This window comes from Kitasatospora sp. NPDC097605 (assembly GCF_040302725.1).
Taxonomy (GTDB): Bacteria; Actinomycetota; Actinomycetes; order Streptomycetales; family Streptomycetaceae; genus Kitasatospora.
Genome location: NZ_JBEOSF010000010.1, coordinates 99,517 through 117,366, shown reverse-complemented (window position 1 = coordinate 117,366; position 17,850 = coordinate 99,517). Strand labels below are relative to the sequence as shown.

The window sequence follows — 17,850 nt, the reverse complement described above, 5'->3', positions numbered from 1 at the left end:
CGCGCGCCGCACCGCCGAGTGCCCGCCGATCCGGGGACGCGGGCCGGACGCCGGGGGGATCAGCCGTAGATCCCGGCGTACAGGTCCTGGATCTGGGCCGGGGTGGGAACGGCGGGGTTGTTGGCGGGGGAGCCGGAGGCGAGGGCCTGGTCGGCCATCAGGGGGGTGAGGCGGGTCCAGGCGTCGTGGGCGATGCCGTAGCTGCGGGGGGTGGGGACCTGGAGGTCGTGGCAGAGGGTGCGGAGGGCGTCGACGAGCCGGTCGGCGGCCGCGGCGTCCGGGTCGGCGGCGGTCGCGGCGCCCAGGGCGCGGGCGCAGTCGGCGTAGCGGGCGGGGGCCGCGTGGACGGAGAAGGCGGTCACGGCGGGCAGGAGCATCGCGTTCGACAGGCCGTGGGCGACGTGGAAGTGGGCGCCGATCGGGCGGCTCATGCCGTGCACGAGGGCGACGCTGGAGTTGGAGAAGGCGATGCCGGCCTGGGTCGAGGCGAGCATCATGGCCTCGCGCGCCTCGATGTCCGAGCCGTCCGCGTAGGCGCGGCGCAGATGGCGGCCGATGGTGGTGATCGCGGTGAGGGCGAGGCCGTCGGAGAAGGGGTTGGCCCTGCGGCTCACATAGGCCTCGACGGCGTGGGTGAGCGCGTCGATGCCGGTGTCGGCGGTCAGCCGGGGCGGCATCGACATGGTCAGCTCCACGTCGACCACGGCGGCGACCGGCAGGAACGCCGGGCCCGGACAGAGCATCTTCTCGTCCGTCGCGCTGTCGGTGATGACGGTGAACCGGGTCGCCTCCGAGCCGCTGCCCGCGGTGGTGGGGACGGCGATCACCGGCAGCGCCGGCCCGTGGCTGACGCGCGGCGCCTTGTAGTCGCGCATCCGGCCGCCCTGCACGCCCAGCAGGGCGAGCGCCTTGGCGCTGTCCATCGGGCTGCCGCCGCCGAAACCGATGACCGAGTCCGCCCGGTGCTCGTCCAGCGCCGTCAGGCCCGCGGCCAGTGAGTCGGTCGTCGGGTCGGGCACGGTGCCGGCGAACAGCCGCGGTTGCAGCCCGGCGTCGAGCAGCGTCGCCATCAGCCGCTCCGCGGCGCCGCTCCCGACCAGGAACGCGTCCGTGACGAGGAGGGGCCGGCTCAGCCCCAGTTCCTGGAGGACGTCGCCCAGTTCGGCGGCGGCGCCGCGGCCGACGCGCATGATCCGGGGCAGGGCGAGGCCGGCGACCATGGGAGAACCCCTCGTGGTGGGAACGGCGGCCGGGTGCGCCGGCCGGTCGGGTGGGTACCCGACTGTGGCGCCCGCACCGGTGTGCGTTCAAGCACCAATCGTGCAGACCGGCTGTGCGGAAATGCGGATACGCTGGCCCCGTGCCCTCCCGTTCCCGCCCGGTCGGCGACCGGCTCCGCGCGGACGACCTCCGCTATCTGCTCGCGGTCGCCCGGACGGGGCGGCTGGTGACCGCCGCCGACGCGCTCGGCGTCGACCACACCACCGTGTCCCGCCGCATCACCGCGCTGGAGAAGGCCCTCGGCGGGCGACTGCTGGAGCGCGGCACCGAGGGCTGGACCCTGACGGACGCGGGCAAGGCCGTCTGCGAGAGCGCCCGCACGATCGAGGACGCCCTCGTCCGCGCCGTCGACGCGGTGTCCGGCCAGGGCGCGCCGTCCCTGCACGGCACCGTCCGGGTGAGCGCGCCGGACGGCTTCGGCACCGTCTTCGCCACCCCGGCACTCACCCGGGTGCGCCGCCGCCACCCCCGGCTCCAGGCCGAACTCATCACCGCCACCCGGGAACTGCCGCTGCGCCCGGCCGGCTTCGACCTCGCCCTGACGATCGGCCGCCCGCCGCGGAGCCGGCTGGTCACCGAGCACCTCACCGACTACGCCCTGGGGCTGTACGCGGGCGAGGAGTACCTCGCGCGGCGCGGGGCGCCCGGCACGGTGGGCGAGTTGCGGGAGCACCCGCTGGTCTTCTACATCGAGTCGATGCTCCAGGTCGGCGACCTCGACATCGAGCGCCATCTGCCGGGCATCACACCGGCGTTCTCCTCCACCAACGTCTTCGCCCAGGTCGAGGCGACGCGTCTGGGCGCCGGCGTCGGCGTGCTGCCCGCCTTCCTCGCCGACCGGGCCGGGCTGCGGCGGCTGCTGGCGGAGGAGGTCGACATCCGACTGCCGATCACCCTGGCCGTGCGGCGGGAGGCGGTGACCCTGCCCGCCGTGCGGGCGGTGCGCGACGCGCTGCACCGCGAGGTCGCCGACCGCGCCGCCGAACTGCTGCCGGAGCGGGCGGGCGGGGCCGGGCGCCCGGACGCGGACGCCCGACCCGAGCACGACGGGTCGGGCGCCCTCGGGCCCGTTCCGGGGACCGGTCAGCCGGCGGCCGGGGTGGCCGCGTTGCCGCTGTTGCGGCGGCGCAGGTAGACGAAGCCGAGGCCGGCGGCCAGAGCGGTGGCGCCGGTCGCGGAGGCGACCTGGGCGTTGATCATGGGAACGGGGGCGGCGGGCGGCGCGCCTCCGCACTGGGCGTGACCGATGATCAGGTTGGCGCCGTTGAGGGCCGGCAGGAGGGTGAAGTGGACGGCGTTGACGGTCAGGACGCCGTCGGCGTCGGTGGTCTGCTCGTTGAGCACCGCCGTGCCGATGCCGGGGATGCTGACCGTGGTGTTCACGGGGGCGTTGGCCTGCAGGGTGACCGGGGGGAGCGGGAACGGCAGGGTGACGGTGCCGCTGGCGATGGTGCCGGAGCCGGTGGCGCCGTTGGGGGTGGCGGTGCAGGTGGAGTTGATGCCGGTCAGCGCCGCGCTGCCGAGCGGGCCGAAGTCGACGCCGAGGCTGTCGACGGTGGCGCTGGCGGAGGAGGTCCCCGCGGTCGGGTCGCCCGCGGTGGTCGCCGTCAGCGTGGAGTCGGTGGCGAAGGGTCCGGCGTTGAGGCCGATCAGGGTGGCGGTGCCGCCGGGGGGATAGGTGGAGTTGGGGGTCGGGGGTACGGAGGCCAGGCCGCCGAAGGCGTCGGCGGAGACGACGTAGGCGTTGGCCTCGGGGGAGGTGAGCGCGGCGTACGCCGGACCGGCCACCGAGGTCAGGATGCCCGCGGCGAGGGCCGTAGCGGCCAGGACGCGGGTGCGCATGCGTGTTCTCACGGATGGGTGCCTTTCAGGGGGAAGGGAGAAGGCTGAGGGCACTACCAGACTGCGCATGCGGCGACCGATATGTGTGATTGTCGTACGCGTCGCGAGAAGGTTCTCCGGAATTCCCCTCGTGCGGCCCAGCGGTGAGGCCTCGGAGGGTCTCCGCCCCTCGGCGGGGCACAGCGCGTGCGGGTTCCGGACGGCGGTTCGCGCGCCGGCCGAGGGCCCACGGCGGCCGCATCGGCGTGATGCCCTGGCCGCCGGCGGTCTCGGAGGGCAGGCCGATCCGGTCGGCGGCGGCGACCTCCGCGATCAGCAGGGGGCCCGGCAGGAGGGTGCCGTGCACGGTCAGCGCCATCCGGTACGCGGGATCGCCGAAGCCGTCCGTGCACGCGACCCACGCGAAGTGCCCGATCACGGTGAGCGCCACCGGGGTGAGGGTGTGTCCGACACCGCGGAAGGCGGCGCCGAGCGGCGGCTGACGGGACAGCAGGAGCCCGAGCGCCGGGGTGCCCCGCCCGGAGACCGGGCGGGACGAGCCGGCGCAGCAGGGCGAGGGCGGCGGCCCTGCGAGGCCGCGGCCCGCCGAGCGGCCGGGCGGGCCGTCAGGAGGCGGCCCCGCCCACCGTGACCACCTGGTCGATCGGCTCGATCGGGTCGATGAGGTCGATGGGGTCGACAGGTCCGGCGGTGCCCGGCCGCGCGGTGCGGGCGGTCTTGTGCCAGGAGTCCTTGCGCCGCAGGATGCGCCAGAACGCGCGGACTGCCACCACATAGGTCGCGGCGGCGTACAGGGCCAGGGCGAGGCCGTAGCCGAGCGCGGCGCGGAGGCTGATGTCCGGCTCGCAGCGCCGCCGGTACAGCGGCCCCCAGAGGGCGAACTCGCCCACCCCGATCAGCAGGTAGATCATCAGCAGCGGTGCGCCGCCGTGCTGGAGGAAGTCGAGCGTGAACTGCGGGTAGTTGGCGGCGTTGTAGGAGAACGCGAGGATCGGCACCAGGTAGGCGACCAGGCCGACCAGCTGGAGCCAGGGCTGGGCCATGAAGTACAGGACCTCCAGGAAGCCGAGCGTGGTGAACTCGCGCGAGCTCCAGATCGAGCGCATGTAGCGGGCGCACTGCATGGAGCCCTGTGCCCAGCGCACCCGCTGGGTGAGCAGCTGGCGGATGCTCCACAGTGCCTCCTGGTCGACCCAGGCGTCGGTGGTGTAGCCGTTGCGCCAGCCGGCCAGCATCAGCCGCAGGCCCAGTTCGAAGTCCTCCAGCAGGGCCTTGCCCCAGGGCCGTTCGTCGTCGAGGCCGACGGCGTCCAGCGCGGAGAGCCGGGTGAGCTGGCCGTTGCCGCCGACGTTGACGGTGCCGGTGTGCCGCCGGGTGATCTGCATGGCGGAGATGGGCCCGCGGAACTCCAGGTCCTGGAGGCGGGCCAGCAGCCGGGCGCAGCGGTTGGCGATCGGCCCCCGGTCCGGCAGCGGCGTGGCGACGTCGCGGTTGGACATCCGGACCTCGACCTGGACGGCGCCGATCTTCGGGTCGCCGAAGTAGGCGTCGCCGGCGCAGACCTCGAACATGTTCGGCGACGGGCGGCCGTCGGCGTCCAGGACGCAGACGATCACCTGGTCGGGGTCGGTCTCGATCCACAGGGCGTCGTTCAGGGCCTGGTAGGCGGCGTTGAGGGCGTCGCCCTTGCCGGTCCGCGCCTCGGGCAGGCGCCTGGAGACCAGGTGGACCGGCCAGCCGGCCCGCTCCCGGGCCCGGGCCAGCTCGGCGGTGCCGTCGGTGGAGTGGTCGTCGACCACCCACACGGTGGCCTGCGGGAAGTACCGGTCGAGGTAGTCGAGGGTGGTGCCGATGACGGCCTCTTCGTCCCGGCAGGGGATGAAGAAGTGCCAGTCGAAGTCGGCCGGGTCGCCGGGCGGCCGGGAGCGGGCGCGCAGGTAGTTGCGCACGATGACCGCGACGTAGGCGAGGAAGCTGACGCCCAGGACGAAGGAGAGCGAGATCGAGGTGTCAAGGAGGGTCACTGCTCGGGCTCCTTGCCGTCATGGGCGGGATGGTGGGCGACGATGTGCAGGTAGAGCAGGAACGCGGCGAGCGCGGCGGCCATCATCAGGACCGATCCGAACAGGACGTGCGCCCAGCCGAAGCCCTCCTCGCCGAGGTGGTGCTGCATGGCGACGATCAGCGTGAGGCGGCCCAGGTTGGTGGCCAGCAGCATGGCGGCGGCCACCGCGAAGGCCAGCAGCAGCCGAACCGGGCGGCGGGTGGAGAAGAGCAGCAGCAGGCCGGTCAGCAGGGCGAACGGGGCCATCAGCATGGCGCTGCTGCAGCCGGCGGTCAGCGCGATCCCGCGCTGGAAGCCCGCGTCGGTGCCGGCGTAGAGGACCGGGGCGCTCGGCCCGGCCAGCAGCATGGTGCGAAGGCCCAGCAGGTTCTCGACCAGCCACGCGGCCGCCGTGATCTCCTGATGGCGGTAGAAGTGCTCGCCGGCCACGAGCATGCCGCTGGTGCCGAGCAGCACGGGGCCGAAGAGCCGGCCGAGCACCGTGGTGCGGCCCGCCACGGGTCCGCGCCGGGAGGTCGTCCACGACGACGACCCGGCGAGCGAAGAGGTCTCAGTGGTCACAGCGGCACTCCCGGGACGAGGGGCGGGAAGCGGGGCCGCCGAGAAGAAACGTTTCTCTACGGCGGCCCCGACTCGTGGAACGGGTCACCCTTGGCCGTGCCCCTGGCGGCCCCGCTCCCGGACGTCCGCGGCCAGCTGGCCGCGGCGGATCAGCGCGACACCGGTGACCACCATCACCACCGCGACGGCCGCCGCGATCCCGAGGCCGGGCGATCCGGTGGCGGCCAGGATCCCGCCGGCTCCGGCCGCCGGCGGGATCCCGCCGTGAATGTTTCCGTACACGAGGATTCCTCCATCTCCACCGCGGGGCCGACACCGCTCGGCGGTGTCGGCCGGGACTCCCGTATGGTGCTGGCCCGCCGCCTCCGGAGGGGCGGCGCCACGCGCCACTCGGCGGCGAATCCACTCTCCCGGCCGCCGACTCGCCCGCGCCCGGCGGGACCGGGCCGGCGCGGCGTCAGGTGACGCCACGTCCGGGTGACCGGGGGCGCCACCCGGACGCCGGGATCCCCTGATGGGCGAGGTGACGGTCCGCCAAGATGACAGATAGTAATATTACATGCACATAGTGTTTCCATGACAAGAGACCTTCGCGGTCCGTCGCGGCTCCTGAAGCGCACGGCCCGCTTTGTGACCACAGCGACATTGCTGGGAATGCTCAGCGCAGGCCTCTCCGGACTACACGCGGGGGCGGCGCCGTCCCCCCAGCCACCTCCGCCGCCCGGCTCGGGCGGGCGCGTCCTGGCGACCGGCACCCCGCTGCTCCAGGAGACGTTCACCGGCGCCACGGCGGACCCCCGTTTCACCGCCGTCGGCACCGCCTGCCTCACCGGTGCCCCCGTCGGCACCCCCGGGCCCGGCAACCATCCGCTCACCGGCTGCCCGCTGATCGAGGTGGGGCCGGTGCCGCCGCCGAACGGCGCGCCGCACGGATACCTCCAGCTCACCGACGCCGGCTTCGACGAGGCCGGCGCCGTGCTGTTCGACCAGGCGCTGCCCGCCGGCAACGGCCTGGACGTCACCTTCGACCAGTGGCAGTACGGCAGCACCACGCCCGCCACCCCGGCCGACGGCATCTCCTTCTTCCTGGTCAACGGCGACACCTCGCTGACCCACCCCGGGGCCTTCGGCGGCAGCCTCGGCTACGCGCAGAAACTGCCCGACGACAACCCGAGTCTCGCCTTCCTGCCCGGCGTCGACCGGGGGTACCTCGGTGTCGGCCTGGACGTCCTCGGCAACTACTTCGGCGACTGGGAGCACCGGGGCAACGGCTGCGCCCAGCGCTCGCCGGCCGGCACCGGTTTCCGCGTCCCCGCACCCGGCCGCAACATGGTCACCGTCCGCGGGCCCGGTGACGGCACCACCGGTTACTGCTTCCTGACCGCGACGACCAGCAACTTCACCACCACCGGCCCGTGGCCCTCCACGCTGCCGGGCAATCTGCAGGGCCCGCTGACGGTCATGCCGCCCCTGGTGACCCCGGCGCAGGCGGAGACCCTGCTGGAGCCGTCCCGCCGCCGGGTGAACGTGCACCTGACGCCCGCGCCGTCGCCGGTGCTGACGGTCAGCGTGGACTTCAACGACGGCACCGGCGCGCACCAGGTGCTGTCCACCCCGGCGCCCCAACCGGTGCCCTCCACCTACAAGTTCGGTTTCGCCGGGTCGACCGGCGCCTTCACCGACGTGCACCTGATCCGCAATGTGGTCGTCAGTACGGACCAGCCGCTGCCGGCCCTGAACCTGGTCAAGCAGGTCCACCAGCCGCTGCCCGGCCTCATCACGGTCGGCACGCCCGTCCAGTACGACTTCGTGGTCACCAACTCCGGGAACGTGGCGATCGACAACCTGGGCGTCAACGACCCCAAGGTCGGGCCGGTCAGCTGCCCGGTGCTCGCGCTGAACCCGGGTCAGACCGTCACCTGCACGGCCACCTATCTGGTGACCGCCGCCGACGCCCAGGCCGGCCAGATCCTCAACACGGCCGTGGCCACCGGCACCGCCGACGGTGCCCCGGTCGAGTCGCCGCCCTCCTCGGAGACCGTGCCGGTGGTGGCACCACCGGGCATCAACCTGACCAAGCAGGTCGACGCCCCGGGGCCGTTCGCGGTCGGTGACACCGTGCCCTACACCTACGTCGTCTCCAACACCGGCGGTGTCCAGGTGGACGCCGTCGGCATCACCGACGACAGGGTCACCGGCATCACCTGCGACGCCACCACGCTGGCCCCGGCGGGCAGCCCCGGGGACAGCACCGTCTGCCACGGCAGCTACGTCATCACCCAGGCGGACGCCGACGCCGGCCAGGTCGTCAACAACGCCGTCGCCAACGGCACGGCCAACGGGTCCCCGGTCACCTCCCCGCCGGCCCAGGCCACCGTCCCGGTGGTGTCCACATCGAGTCTGGGCCTGACCAAGCAGGCGAGCACGCCCGGCCCGGTCAACGAGGGGGACACGGTCACCTACACGTACACCGTGACCAACACCGGTACGACGACGCTCAACAGCCTGACCGTCACCGATGACCACGTCACGCCGGTGACCTGCGGGGCGACGACCCTCACTCCCGGACAGAGCACGACGTGCACCGGCACCTACGTGGTGACCGCCGCCGACGCGGTGGCGGGCCACGTCACCAATGTGGCGACGGCGAACTCCCTCAACCCGGCGGGGCTGCCGGTCGAGAGCCCGCCGGCGCAGGTCACGCTGGAGGTGACGGGAGTCGCCGCCCTGTCCCTGACGAAGCAGGCGAGCACGCCCGGTCCGGTGAACGTGGGGGACACGATCACCTACACCTACACGGTCACCAACACGGGTACGGCTGCTGTGCACAACCTGACGGTGACCGATGACCATGTCTCCCCGGTGACGTGCTCGGCGACCTCGCTCGCTTCCGGGGACAGCACGACGTGCACGGGCAGCCATGTGGTGACGACGGCGGACGCGGTGGCGGGTCAGGTCACCAATGTGGCGACGGCGAACGCGCTCGACCCGCAGAACCAGCCGGTGGTGAGCCCGCCGGCGCAGGAGACGGTCCCGGTGACCTCGGTCGCCGCCCTGTCCCTGGCCAAGGTGGCGAGTCCTGCCGGTCCGGTGAACGTGGGGGACACGATCACCTACACGTACACGGTCACCAACACCGGTACGGCCGCGATCCACAACCTGACGGTCATCGACGACCGGGTGGCGCCGGTGACGTGTGCCGCGACCTCGCTGGCTTCCGGGCAGAGCACGACGTGCACCGGTAGCTACACCGTGACGACCGCGGACGCCGTGGTCGGGCAGGTCATCAACGTGGCGACGGCGACCGCCCTCGACCCGCAGAACCAGCCGGTCGAGAGTCCGCCGGCTCAGGAGACGGTCCCGGTGACCTCGGTCGCCGGCCTGGCCCTGACGAAGCAGGCGAACACCCCGGGTCCGGTGAACGTGGGGGACACGATCACCTACACCTACACGGTCACCAACACCGGTACGGCCGCGATCCACAACCTGACCGTCACGGACGACCACGTGTCGCCGGTGACGTGCGCGGCTACCTCGCTGGCCGCCGGGCAGAGCACGACCTGCACGGGCAGCTACGTGGTGACCGCCGCGGATGCGGTGGCGGGTCAGGTCACCAATGTGGCGACGGCGAACGCGCTCGACCCGCAGAACCAGCCGGTGGTGAGTCCGCCGGCGCAGGAGACCGTCCCGGTGACCTCGGTCGCCGGCCTCTCCCTGAGCAAGCAGGCCAACACCGCCGGCCCGGTCAACGTGGGTGACACCATCGTCTACACGTACACGGTCACCAACACCGGTACGGCGGCGATCCACAACCTGACGGTGACCGACGATCTGGTGACGCCGGTGACGTGCGCCGCGACGACGCTGGCCGCCGGGCAGAGCACCACGTGCACCGGTTCCTACGTGGTGACGACGGTCGACGCGATCGCCGGCCACGTCCTGAACGTGGCGACGGCGGACGCTCTGAACCCGCAGGGCGAGCCCGTGGTGAGCCCGCCGGCGCAGGAGGACGTCCCGGTGACGTCCGTCGCCACCCTGACGCTGACGAAGCAGGCGAGCACTCCCGGCCCGGTGAACGTGGGGGACACGATCACCTACACGTACACGGTGATGAACACGGGTACGGCCACGGTGCACAACCTCACCGTCACGGATGACCACGTGTCGCCGGTGACGTGCGCTGCGACGACGCTGGCCGCCGGGCAGAGCACGACCTGCACGGGCAGCTACGTGGTGACCGCCGCGGATGCCGTGGCGGGTCAGGTCACCAATGTGGCGACGGCGAATGCGCTCGACCCGCAGAACCAGCCGGTGGTGAGCCCGCCGGCGCAGGAGACGGTCCCGGTGACCTCCGTTGCCGCCCTGTCCCTGACGAAGCAGGCGAACACCCCGGGTCCGGTGAACGTGGGGGACACGATCACCTACACGTACACCGTGACCAACACCGGTACGGCTCCGGTGCACAACCTGACCGTTACGGACGACCGGGTCGCGCCGGTGACGTGCGCGGCGACCTCGCTCGCCGCCGGGCAGAGCACGACGTGCACGGGCAGCTATGTGGTGACGGCGGCGGACGCGGTGGCGGGTCAGGTCACCAATGTGGCGACGGCGAACGCGCTCGACCCGCAGAACCAGCCGGTGGTGAGCCCGCCGGCGCAGGAGACGGTTCCGGTGACCTCGGTCGCCACCCTGTCCCTGACCAAGGTGGCGAACACGGCGGGGCCGGTGAACGTGGGTGACACGATCACCTACACGTACACCGTGACCAACACCGGTACGGTCACAGTCAACAACCTGACCGTCACCGATGACCGGGTCGCGCCGATCAGCTGCGTCGCGACCACCCTCGCGGCCGGGCAGAGCACGACGTGCACCGGCAGCTACGTGGTGACGGCGGCGGACGCGGCGGCAGGCAGCGTGACCAACCACGCCACGGCGAACGGTCTCGACCCGCAGGGCCGGCCCGTCCAGAGCCCGCCGGCGGAGGAGACCGTGCAGGTGGCGGGCGCCACGTCGAGCCTGTCGCTGACCAAGCGGGCGGACCAGCCCGGTCCGGTGCACCCCGGTGACACGATCGTCTACACCTACACGGTGACCAACACCGGCACGACCACCCTGACCGACCTGACCATCAGCGACGACCGGGTCTCGGACATCACCTGCGCCGAGACGACCCTCGCTCCGGGGCAGAGCACGACCTGCACCGGCGGCTACGTGGTCACCGAGGAGGACGCCAAGGCGGGTCACGTCACCAACCGCGCGACGGCCAACGCCTTGGACCCGGACTGCCGTCCCGTCCAGAGCCCGCCCGTCGAGCTCTGCATCACCGTCGAGGAGTGCCCGCCGCCGGACCACGGCGACGACGGCCACGGCGGCCACGACGGCCATGAGTGGAAGCCCGAGCGTCCTGAGTACTTCAAGTTCATCGACCACCTCGACCACTTCCGCTACTTCGGCTACCCGGTCCTGGCCGCGTGAGCGGAGAACGATCGGGGTCGATAGCCGACCCGGGTCCGGCACCCGGTCCGTCGCCGTCCTCCTGGCGGCGCCGGCCGGTGCCGCCCGGGTGCCCCTTCCGCCATGCCGCCCGGCCGCCTCCGCCGGCTCCGTACCGACGGAGCACGGAACGGGCGACCGATGACGGACTGGCCCCCGCTCCAACACGGCGGCCCCACCGACAGGTTCGGCGGGGCCGCCGCGGCGTGATCACCCGGCCGACGACCCGGACGAGATGGAGGCGGTCCATGAGCGCTGGGTCGCGCGACGGAACCGCAGGACCGAGGACCCGGAGTACCGGGACGAGTGGTACGGCGAGCAGTGCGGCTTCTGCCGCTCCTGGTTCCCGCCGGCGGGAGAGCCGGGGCTGGACTACGGCGCCTGTGCGAACGGGAAGTCGGCACTCGACGGGACCGTGCGGTTCGAGCACGACGGCTGCGAGGCCATCGAGCACTCCGGCCGGTGGTCCGGCCCGTCGGACTGCAGCGCCTGGAGGTGCTGCCCGTCCCCGGTCAGGGCGTGTCCGCCAGCTCGACGGCGTAGCGGTCGGCGACCTCCGCCGTGTTGTGGAGATACCGGTTCGGGTGGCCGTTGTCCCCCAGGAGCCGGCGGGCGGCGGCGAGATCGCCGTCCAGCAGTTCGCAGACGACCACCAGCGAATTGGTCGGGGGCATGTGGTGCCTGGTGATCCACTGCTGGACCGCGGTCATGCCCTTCTGGGCCAGCAGCTCGCGCAGCTCCCCGATGATCGGCGCGAGCCACTGCGCCCGCAGCGCGTACTCGCCGCGGCCGGCGAAGGTGGCGGTGAGTCCGGCCAGCAGCTGGGCCGGGTACTCCTCGACCGGCTCGGCGAAGTCGGGGTAGTCCTTGGCGAACTCGTCCCAGTCGACGTCGAGTTCGCTGATCTGCTCGGGGAGCACCGGCCAGCGGGCGTAGGAGTCCTCGGACAGGGTGAACACCTCGCGCAGCAGGGCGTGGGGCAGCTCGGTGGTGCGCGAGAGCAGGAGCGCGTCGTAGAGGTCCTTGCCCTGCGGATGGCTGTCCGAGACCAGCCAGAGGAGTTTCCAGGCGAGCGACAGCTGCTGTGTGGCGGCGAGCAACGGGCGGTCCACACCCGGGAGTTCGCAGGGCTCGGGGGCGGTGGGCAGGTGCTCGGTGAAGACGAAGTCCAGCTGGACGGTGCCGCCGGGCAGACCGGGGGCCGTCCAGGGCAGGACCAGCCGGCGTCCGGGGACCCGGCCGTAGGTCCAGATGTCGTCGTCGACGGCCCGGTCGGCGTGCAGCCGGACCTCGCCGGGGCGCGCCGCCGCGACGGAGAGCGCTGCGGCGCCGGCGGCCAGCTCGGTGAGCATCCGCTCGGTGCGCGGGTCCTCCAGCTGCCAGTCCACCGGCTGCACCACGAAGTCCAGGTCGCCCGGCTCCCGGGCCTGTTCGCCGTACCAGGCGCGCAGCAGGACGCTGCCGCGCAGCACCAGGTGCTCGGCCCACGGCGAGGCGGCGACGGCGGACAGCACGGTGGTCAGCGCCTCGCGCCGGGCGGCGAGCCAGCGCTCGGCGAGCCCGGGGTCGTCGAAGACGGGCTCGCTCGGCCGCAGCGCCCGGCTGTACCCGGCGAGCGCGGGGTCGAAGACCGGCTGCTGGCGCACCGCGGCGTCGTCGATCGGCAGGATGGAGCGGGGCAGGTCCTGCTCCTCCCGGACGTCCTCCGACGGGGGCTGCCCGGGCAGCGAGAGGCCCTGCCACGGCCCGTACTCCAGGCCCTCCCAGGCGAGGGGCTGCTCCTTGGTCATCGGTTCTCTCCTCCGGTGGTGCGGTCGTGCTCGGTCAGCCAGCCCGCGTCCAGTGCCTCATGGCTGTCCACGGCGACGAACTCGCGTTCCACGGAGGCGATCCGGTGGCCGTCGGCGGTGAGGTCGGCGAGCAGCGCGTCCAGGCGGTGGCCGGCGGTGGCCAGGCCGACCCGGCGGCACCGCTGGGTGACGAACCACTCGTGGTGGCCGTCCTCGCGCACCCGGCGCGGGTTGTGCGACAGGTGGGCGTCGTGCCGGACGGCGAGGTCGGCGAGCGCCGGCGCCGGGGCGGGCCCGGGCAGCAGCAGTTTGACGTGGTGTTCGAAGTAGCGGGCCGGCCCGTGCGCGGTGGCGTCCGCGTCCGAGGCCGGGACACCGTGGGCCCACGGCGTGGCCTCGATCTTGGTGCGCAGGACGGCGAACCCTGCCCCGTCCAGCTGCCGCGCCGTCCGGGCGGCCGTCGCGGCGACCTCCCGCAGTGGCCCGGTCGCGCGCAGGGTGAGCATCGGCTGGGAGGGCGCCGCGCCCCGGGCCAGCAGGATGTGGGTGAACTTCAGGCCGTGGTCGGCGGCCCAGGCGGCCAGCGCCTCGGCGGCGCCCGGTCGCACGGTGAGGTGCACCTCGAAGTCGCCCCGGAGGTCGGGCGGGGGCGGGGCGCCGTCGGGGTGCCGGTCAGGACGGGTGGCGAGCATGGCGGCATGCTGCCATGGACCTCTGACAACCGTGCGGACAGGCCGGGGGCCGGGGCGGTGCTCCGGTGGCGCGTCCCCAGGTGGCCCGGGTGGCGGCCCAGGCGTCGGCGTCGGCGGTGAGCCAGGGGGCGGCCGCGACGGCCGCCGGCGTCGCTCCGGCGAAGTCGACCACCTCCCGGTGCATGTGGGACTGGTCGGCGTAGCCGGCCTCGGCCGCGACCAGGGCGGGGCGGTGGCCGGCGGCGAGGCGGTGGGCCGCGTGGTCGAAGCGGACGAGCCGGGCCGCGCGCTTGGGCGTCAGGCCGATCTGACTCCTGAAGCGCATCCCGAGACGCTTGCGGCTCCAGCCCGTCTCGGCCGCCAGCCGTTCGATCCGGACATCACCCCGGTTGGTGACCAACTGCCGCCAGACGAAGGCGACTTCCGGATCGACGGCGGGCCCTTCCCGGTACCGCCGGGCGAGCGCGGCCTCGGCGATCGCGAACCGGTCGGCCCAGGAACCGGCGGTGCACAGCTGCTCCTGGGTCCGGGCGGCGTCGCGGCCCCACAGGTCGTCGAGGCGGACGATCCGCCCGGCGAGGTCGGCGGCGGGTCCCAGCACGGCGTGCGCGACCACCGGCGACAGCCGGATCTGGAGGCACTCGACGTCCTTCCCGCGCCCGCGCAGGCCGTCCGGCGCGAGTCCGACGGCGACGCTGCCGCTCTCCTGCCGGCCGCCGGCGTCGCCGACGGCGAACGGGCCGCCGCCGAGGTCGACGGCCACGGTGACGGCCGGGTAGGGGACCACCGCCAGGTCGAGCGGGCCGGTGCTGAGGGCGCGGAAGCCCGCCATGGCGATGCCCCCGAGCCGGCCGGGGCCCCGGGGAGTCGCGACGTCCCACATCGGTGCGGCGGCGTGTGGCGTCCGGAGGGGTGGCATGCCGTCAGGCTACGGGACATTCGTCCAAGGCGGGCGGCCCCCTGGCGGGCGGGCACCGGTGCGGATCCGCCGACGGTGCTGCGGAACTGCTGTCCGATGGGGGCGTTCGCCTCCCTGCTCACCGTGACCGGGCAGCCGGCGGTCTCGCTGCCCCTCCACCACGACGAGGCCACCGGGCTGCCGGTCGGGGTCCGGCTCGGCGCCGCGCCGTGGGCGGGAGGATCTGCTCCTCCAGGTGTCCCATGCCCTCGAACTCGCCCACCCCTGGAGCGACCGCCGTCCGCCGGTCCCGGGCGGTCGGTGCGGGCAGCCCGGACGGTGCCCCCGCCGGCGCCCCGCCCGGGCCGGGGATACTTTCCGGATGCGAACGTACGCACCGGCCGCCGCGGTCGTGAATCTGCTGTTGGGCGTGCCGGCCGTGGTGCCGGTCTGGATGCTGTGGTACTTCGCCGCCAACTGGCCGCTGGCGGCGATCGGTTGGACGGAGGCGGAGCCGACGGAGAACGACGGCCCGCTGCCCTGGCTGGTGCTCTTCGGACCGGTGGTGGCGGCGTCCGCGGCGCTCTGGTGGCTGGCGAACGGGCCGGTGCGACGGCGCTCCGCCGCACCGGCCTGGGCCTACTGGCCGGTGAGCGCCGGGCTGACCCTGCTGCCCGTGGGCGTGCTCATCGCGAGGTCGTAGCGGGGGAGGTCGTAGCGGGGGAGGTCGTAGCGGTGGAGGCCGTCGCGGGGGCGGTCAGCAGCGCGGTGACGGCGGCGAGCAGGGCGGTGGCCCCGGCCAGCAGGAGGACGGTGGTCGGCGTGGTGCGGTCGACGACGGCGCCGCCGGCCAGCGCGGCGATCCCGATGGTGGCCTGGAAGGAGGAGGTGAACAGGACGCCCGCGGCCTCCGGGGTGTGCGGGGCGGCGGCGAGGAACCAGTTGAGCGAGCAGACCGGGACGGCCCCGTAGGCGACGCCCCAGAGCAGCAGCAGGACGGTGGCGCCGGGGGCGGAGGTGCCGAGCAGGGGCAGCAGCAGGGTGGCGCCGGCCAGCAGCGCGGCGGCCGCGGTGAACACCGGGCGCAGGGCGCGGGCGGCGCGCTGGCCGGCGAGCAGGTTGCCGAGCAGGCCGGCGGCGCCGTAGGCGAGCAGCAGTCCGCTGATCAGACCGGCTCCGGCGTGGGTGACGTCGGCCAGGAACGGTGTGACGTAGGTGTAGCCGCCGAAGTGGGCGAGGACGATCAGGAAGGTCACCGCCAGGCCGGTGCGGGTGGCCCGGCCGGCCAGCAGGCCGCGCAGGACGCCGAGGCCGGTGGTGGTGGCCGGCGGGGCCAGCGGCGGCAGGCAGACGAGCAGCGCGGCCAGCACCAGCAGGGTGAGCACGCCCATCGCGGCGAAGGCCGCGCGCCAGCCGGCGAGCGAGCCGAGCAGGACCCCGGCCGGGACGCCGAGCACCGAGCCGAGCGGGACGGCGGTGAAGATCACCGTGTTCGCCCGGGCCTGCCGGTCCGGCGGCACCAGGCGCGGGGCGAGTCCCGAGCCGATCGACCAGAAGGCGCCGATCACCAGCCCGAGCGCCACCCGGGCCGCCAGTACCGCCCCGTACGCGGGGGCGGCGGCGTTCAGCAGGTCGGCGAGCGCCAGGAGCAGCAGCAGGGCGCAGAGCATGGTGCGCCGGTCGGCCCGCCTGGTCGCCACGGTGACCGCGGGCGCGGCCACGGCGGCGACCAGGCCGGGGAGGGTCATCATCAGCCCGGCGGTGCCGTCGGAGATCCGGAAGCTCGCGCCGATCGGCGTCAGCAGGCCGACGGGCAGGATCTCGGTGGTGACGATGGAGAAGACCCCGGCGGTGACGGCGAGGACGGCGGGCCACCCGCCCGTCCGGGTCCGGGTCCGGCCCGCGGGCAGCGGACGCGAGGGGGCGTGGGCGGTGTCGGGCATGACGGTGTTCCTGTCCGGGCACGGTGAGTGATCGACGCCCGAAGTCCACCAAACGGAAAGGGTGTCGGGCTGGCGTGAATCGGACATCAACCGTCCCGTGCACCGGACCGCCCGGGCAGTGGGGAACCGGGGAGGCGACGTCAGGGCGGTGGGGTGGGGCACACCGCCCTGACGCCGCCGGATCGGCTAGCTCCTGGCCCCCTCGTCCGCCGCCACCCCGGAGCCGCCCGACACGTCCTTGGCGAACTTCACGACGCCGGTGTTGTCAACGTTCCGGGCCGCGACCCAGGCGTTGCGGTCGCGCAGCAGGTACCAGATGTCGTTGCCGTCGACGTTCTGCGCCCGCACCTTCGAGCGCAGGCCGATCTTGGCGCCGAAGGGGAACGTGCCGACGATGGAGGAGTCGGTGCTGGGGAACTCCCGGATGTTGACTCCGATCTCGCTGACAACGGTCCCGAACGGCTCGCTGGGTGTACCCATCTCTTCCTCGCTCTTCTCTCGTCGACGCCACCCGGCCCGCGGCGGCACAGGTCCGGCGAGCGTGACCGCGACGGCCCGCCCGCGCGCCGCGAGCCTAGGAGAGCGACCGGCGCGATCGGCCGTTCCGGCGCCTTCTCGGCGATCCGTTCGTCCGGACCCGCGGAGCGGAGCACCCGGGTGGCCGAGGGGCGGCGGGCCTCACCGGGTGAGCGGGGTCTCGCGGGCCGGACGGGAGAGCTTCGCGGGGCTGCGGACGATGTAGAGGGCGGTGATCAGGCCGTCGTCGACCCGCAGGGCCACGACGCTGTCGCCGTCCCCGGCGAGGTCGACCAGCAGCGCCGGGCGCTTCTCCAACACCGCGCTGGTCCTGGAGCAGTCCACCCTGCCGAAGCCGCTGCGCGAGCTGGTGCAGCTGCGGGTCGGCCGGCTCGACGGCTGCGGCCTCTGCGTCGACATCCACACCAAGGAGGCCGCGGCGGCGGGGGAGAGCGCGCTGCGCCTCCACCTGGTTGCCACCTGGCGGCACAGCACCGTGTTCACCGAGGCCGAGCGGGCCGCCCTGGCGCTCACCGAGGAGGCCACCGTGCTGGACCGGAACGGCGTCACCGACGCGACCCGGGCCGGGGCGCGCGAGCACTTCGACGACGACCGGCTCGGCGCGCTGGTCTGCCTGATCGCGCTGATCAATGCCGCGACCCGGATGAACGTCGTCGTCCACCAGAAGGGCGGCTCGTTCGAGCCCGGGATGTTCGCGGACCCGCAGGACCGGTCGGGCGACTGACCCGCGGTGATCGGCCGGGCG

General features: G+C 73.7%; 16 protein-coding genes. 4 read left to right on the top strand and 12 right to left on the bottom strand.

Features of this window, described 5'->3' with window-relative positions:
- Positions 1-59 precede the first annotated feature (59 nt).
- The gene (locus ABTX81_RS14260; RefSeq protein WP_350544389.1) at positions 60-1,220 is read right to left on the bottom strand and encodes an iron-containing alcohol dehydrogenase; all 1,161 of its coding nucleotides are present in this window, start codon (positions 1,218-1,220) and stop codon (positions 60-62) included.
- Between the two features lie 140 nt (positions 1,221-1,360).
- Here ABTX81_RS14260 and ABTX81_RS14255 point away from each other — a divergent pair, with 140 nt between their 5' ends.
- Entirely contained in the window at positions 1,361-2,416 is a 1,056-nt protein-coding gene (locus ABTX81_RS14255) for a LysR family transcriptional regulator (RefSeq protein ID WP_350544387.1), read from the top strand.
- On the opposite strand, the gene ABTX81_RS14250 is transcribed toward ABTX81_RS14255, so the two are convergent.
- The 5 genes from ABTX81_RS14250 to ABTX81_RS14230 all read right to left on the bottom strand — a co-directional run bounded on the left by ABTX81_RS14250 (position 2,365) and on the right by ABTX81_RS14230 (position 6,031).
- On the bottom strand, positions 2,365-3,123 hold the full coding sequence (locus ABTX81_RS14250; RefSeq protein ID WP_350544385.1) for a choice-of-anchor P family protein: 759 nt from the start codon (positions 3,121-3,123) through the stop codon (positions 2,365-2,367). The two genes, ABTX81_RS14255 and ABTX81_RS14250, sit on opposite strands and share 52 nt — an antisense overlap.
- A 25-nt stretch (positions 3,124-3,148) precedes the next feature.
- On the bottom strand, positions 3,149-3,553 hold the full coding sequence (locus ABTX81_RS14245) for a hypothetical protein (RefSeq protein ID WP_350544382.1): 405 nt from the start codon (positions 3,551-3,553) through the stop codon (positions 3,149-3,151).
- Between the two features lie 175 nt (positions 3,554-3,728).
- Entirely contained in the window at positions 3,729-5,147 is a 1,419-nt protein-coding gene (locus tag ABTX81_RS14240) for an XrtP-associated glycosyltransferase (protein ID WP_350544380.1), read from the bottom strand.
- Positions 5,144-5,749 carry an archaeosortase/exosortase family protein gene (locus tag ABTX81_RS14235; RefSeq protein WP_350544378.1) on the bottom strand — a complete coding sequence of 202 codons (606 nt, stop codon included), beginning with the start codon at positions 5,747-5,749 and terminating at the stop codon, positions 5,144-5,146. The genes ABTX81_RS14240 and ABTX81_RS14235 overlap by 4 nt, the downstream gene beginning before the upstream one ends.
- A gap of 84 nt (positions 5,750-5,833) precedes the next feature.
- Positions 5,834-6,031, bottom strand: a complete 198-nt coding sequence (locus tag ABTX81_RS14230; protein WP_350544376.1) for a hypothetical protein — start codon at positions 6,029-6,031, stop codon at positions 5,834-5,836.
- A 372-nt stretch (positions 6,032-6,403) separates the two neighbouring features.
- Here ABTX81_RS14230 and ABTX81_RS14225 point away from each other — a divergent pair, with 372 nt between their 5' ends.
- The gene (locus tag ABTX81_RS14225; RefSeq protein WP_350544373.1) at positions 6,404-11,227 is read left to right on the top strand and encodes a CLIPPER-2 domain-containing protein; all 4,824 of its coding nucleotides are present in this window, start codon (positions 6,404-6,406) and stop codon (positions 11,225-11,227) included.
- Positions 11,228-11,757: 530 nt separating this feature from the next.
- Here the strand turns inward: ABTX81_RS14225 and ABTX81_RS14220 are convergent.
- The 3 genes from ABTX81_RS14220 to ABTX81_RS14210 are packed head-to-tail and all read right to left on the bottom strand — an operon-like array spanning position 11,758 to position 14,646.
- A complete protein-coding gene (locus ABTX81_RS14220; protein ID WP_350544370.1) occupies positions 11,758-13,035 on the bottom strand; it encodes a nucleotidyl transferase AbiEii/AbiGii toxin family protein in 1,278 nt (425 codons plus the stop codon).
- A complete protein-coding gene (locus ABTX81_RS14215; RefSeq protein ID WP_350544368.1) occupies positions 13,032-13,727 on the bottom strand; it encodes a hypothetical protein in 696 nt (231 codons plus the stop codon). The genes ABTX81_RS14220 and ABTX81_RS14215 overlap by 4 nt, the downstream gene beginning before the upstream one ends.
- The gene (locus tag ABTX81_RS14210; protein WP_350544365.1) at positions 13,708-14,646 is read right to left on the bottom strand and encodes a helix-turn-helix domain-containing protein; all 939 of its coding nucleotides are present in this window, start codon (positions 14,644-14,646) and stop codon (positions 13,708-13,710) included. Before ABTX81_RS14210 ends, ABTX81_RS14215 begins: the two co-directional genes overlap by 20 nt.
- A 361-nt stretch (positions 14,647-15,007) precedes the next feature.
- Here ABTX81_RS14210 and ABTX81_RS14205 point away from each other — a divergent pair, with 361 nt between their 5' ends.
- Positions 15,008-15,328, top strand: a complete 321-nt coding sequence (locus ABTX81_RS14205; RefSeq protein WP_350544362.1) for a hypothetical protein — start codon at positions 15,008-15,010, stop codon at positions 15,326-15,328.
- Here ABTX81_RS14205 and ABTX81_RS14200 read toward each other — a convergent pair.
- The 3 genes from ABTX81_RS14200 to ABTX81_RS14190 all read right to left on the bottom strand — a co-directional run bounded on the left by ABTX81_RS14200 (position 15,312) and on the right by ABTX81_RS14190 (position 17,405).
- The gene (locus tag ABTX81_RS14200; RefSeq protein WP_350544360.1) at positions 15,312-16,568 is read right to left on the bottom strand and encodes an MFS transporter; all 1,257 of its coding nucleotides are present in this window, start codon (positions 16,566-16,568) and stop codon (positions 15,312-15,314) included. The two genes, ABTX81_RS14205 and ABTX81_RS14200, sit on opposite strands and share 17 nt — an antisense overlap.
- Positions 16,569-16,754: 186 nt before the next feature.
- On the bottom strand, positions 16,755-17,048 hold the full coding sequence (locus tag ABTX81_RS14195; RefSeq protein WP_350544358.1) for an SH3 domain-containing protein: 294 nt from the start codon (positions 17,046-17,048) through the stop codon (positions 16,755-16,757).
- A 198-nt stretch (positions 17,049-17,246) separates the two neighbouring features.
- Positions 17,247-17,405: a hypothetical protein gene (locus ABTX81_RS14190; RefSeq protein ID WP_350544598.1), complete on the bottom strand. Its 159-nt coding sequence runs from the start codon at positions 17,403-17,405 to the stop codon at positions 17,247-17,249.
- Between ABTX81_RS14190 and ABTX81_RS14185 the strand changes: the two genes are divergently transcribed.
- Positions 17,353-17,829 carry a carboxymuconolactone decarboxylase family protein gene (locus ABTX81_RS14185; RefSeq protein WP_350544593.1) on the top strand — a complete coding sequence of 159 codons (477 nt, stop codon included), beginning with the start codon at positions 17,353-17,355 and terminating at the stop codon, positions 17,827-17,829. The genes ABTX81_RS14190 and ABTX81_RS14185 overlap by 53 nt on opposite strands.
- The last annotated feature ends 21 nt before the right edge of the window (positions 17,830-17,850 follow it).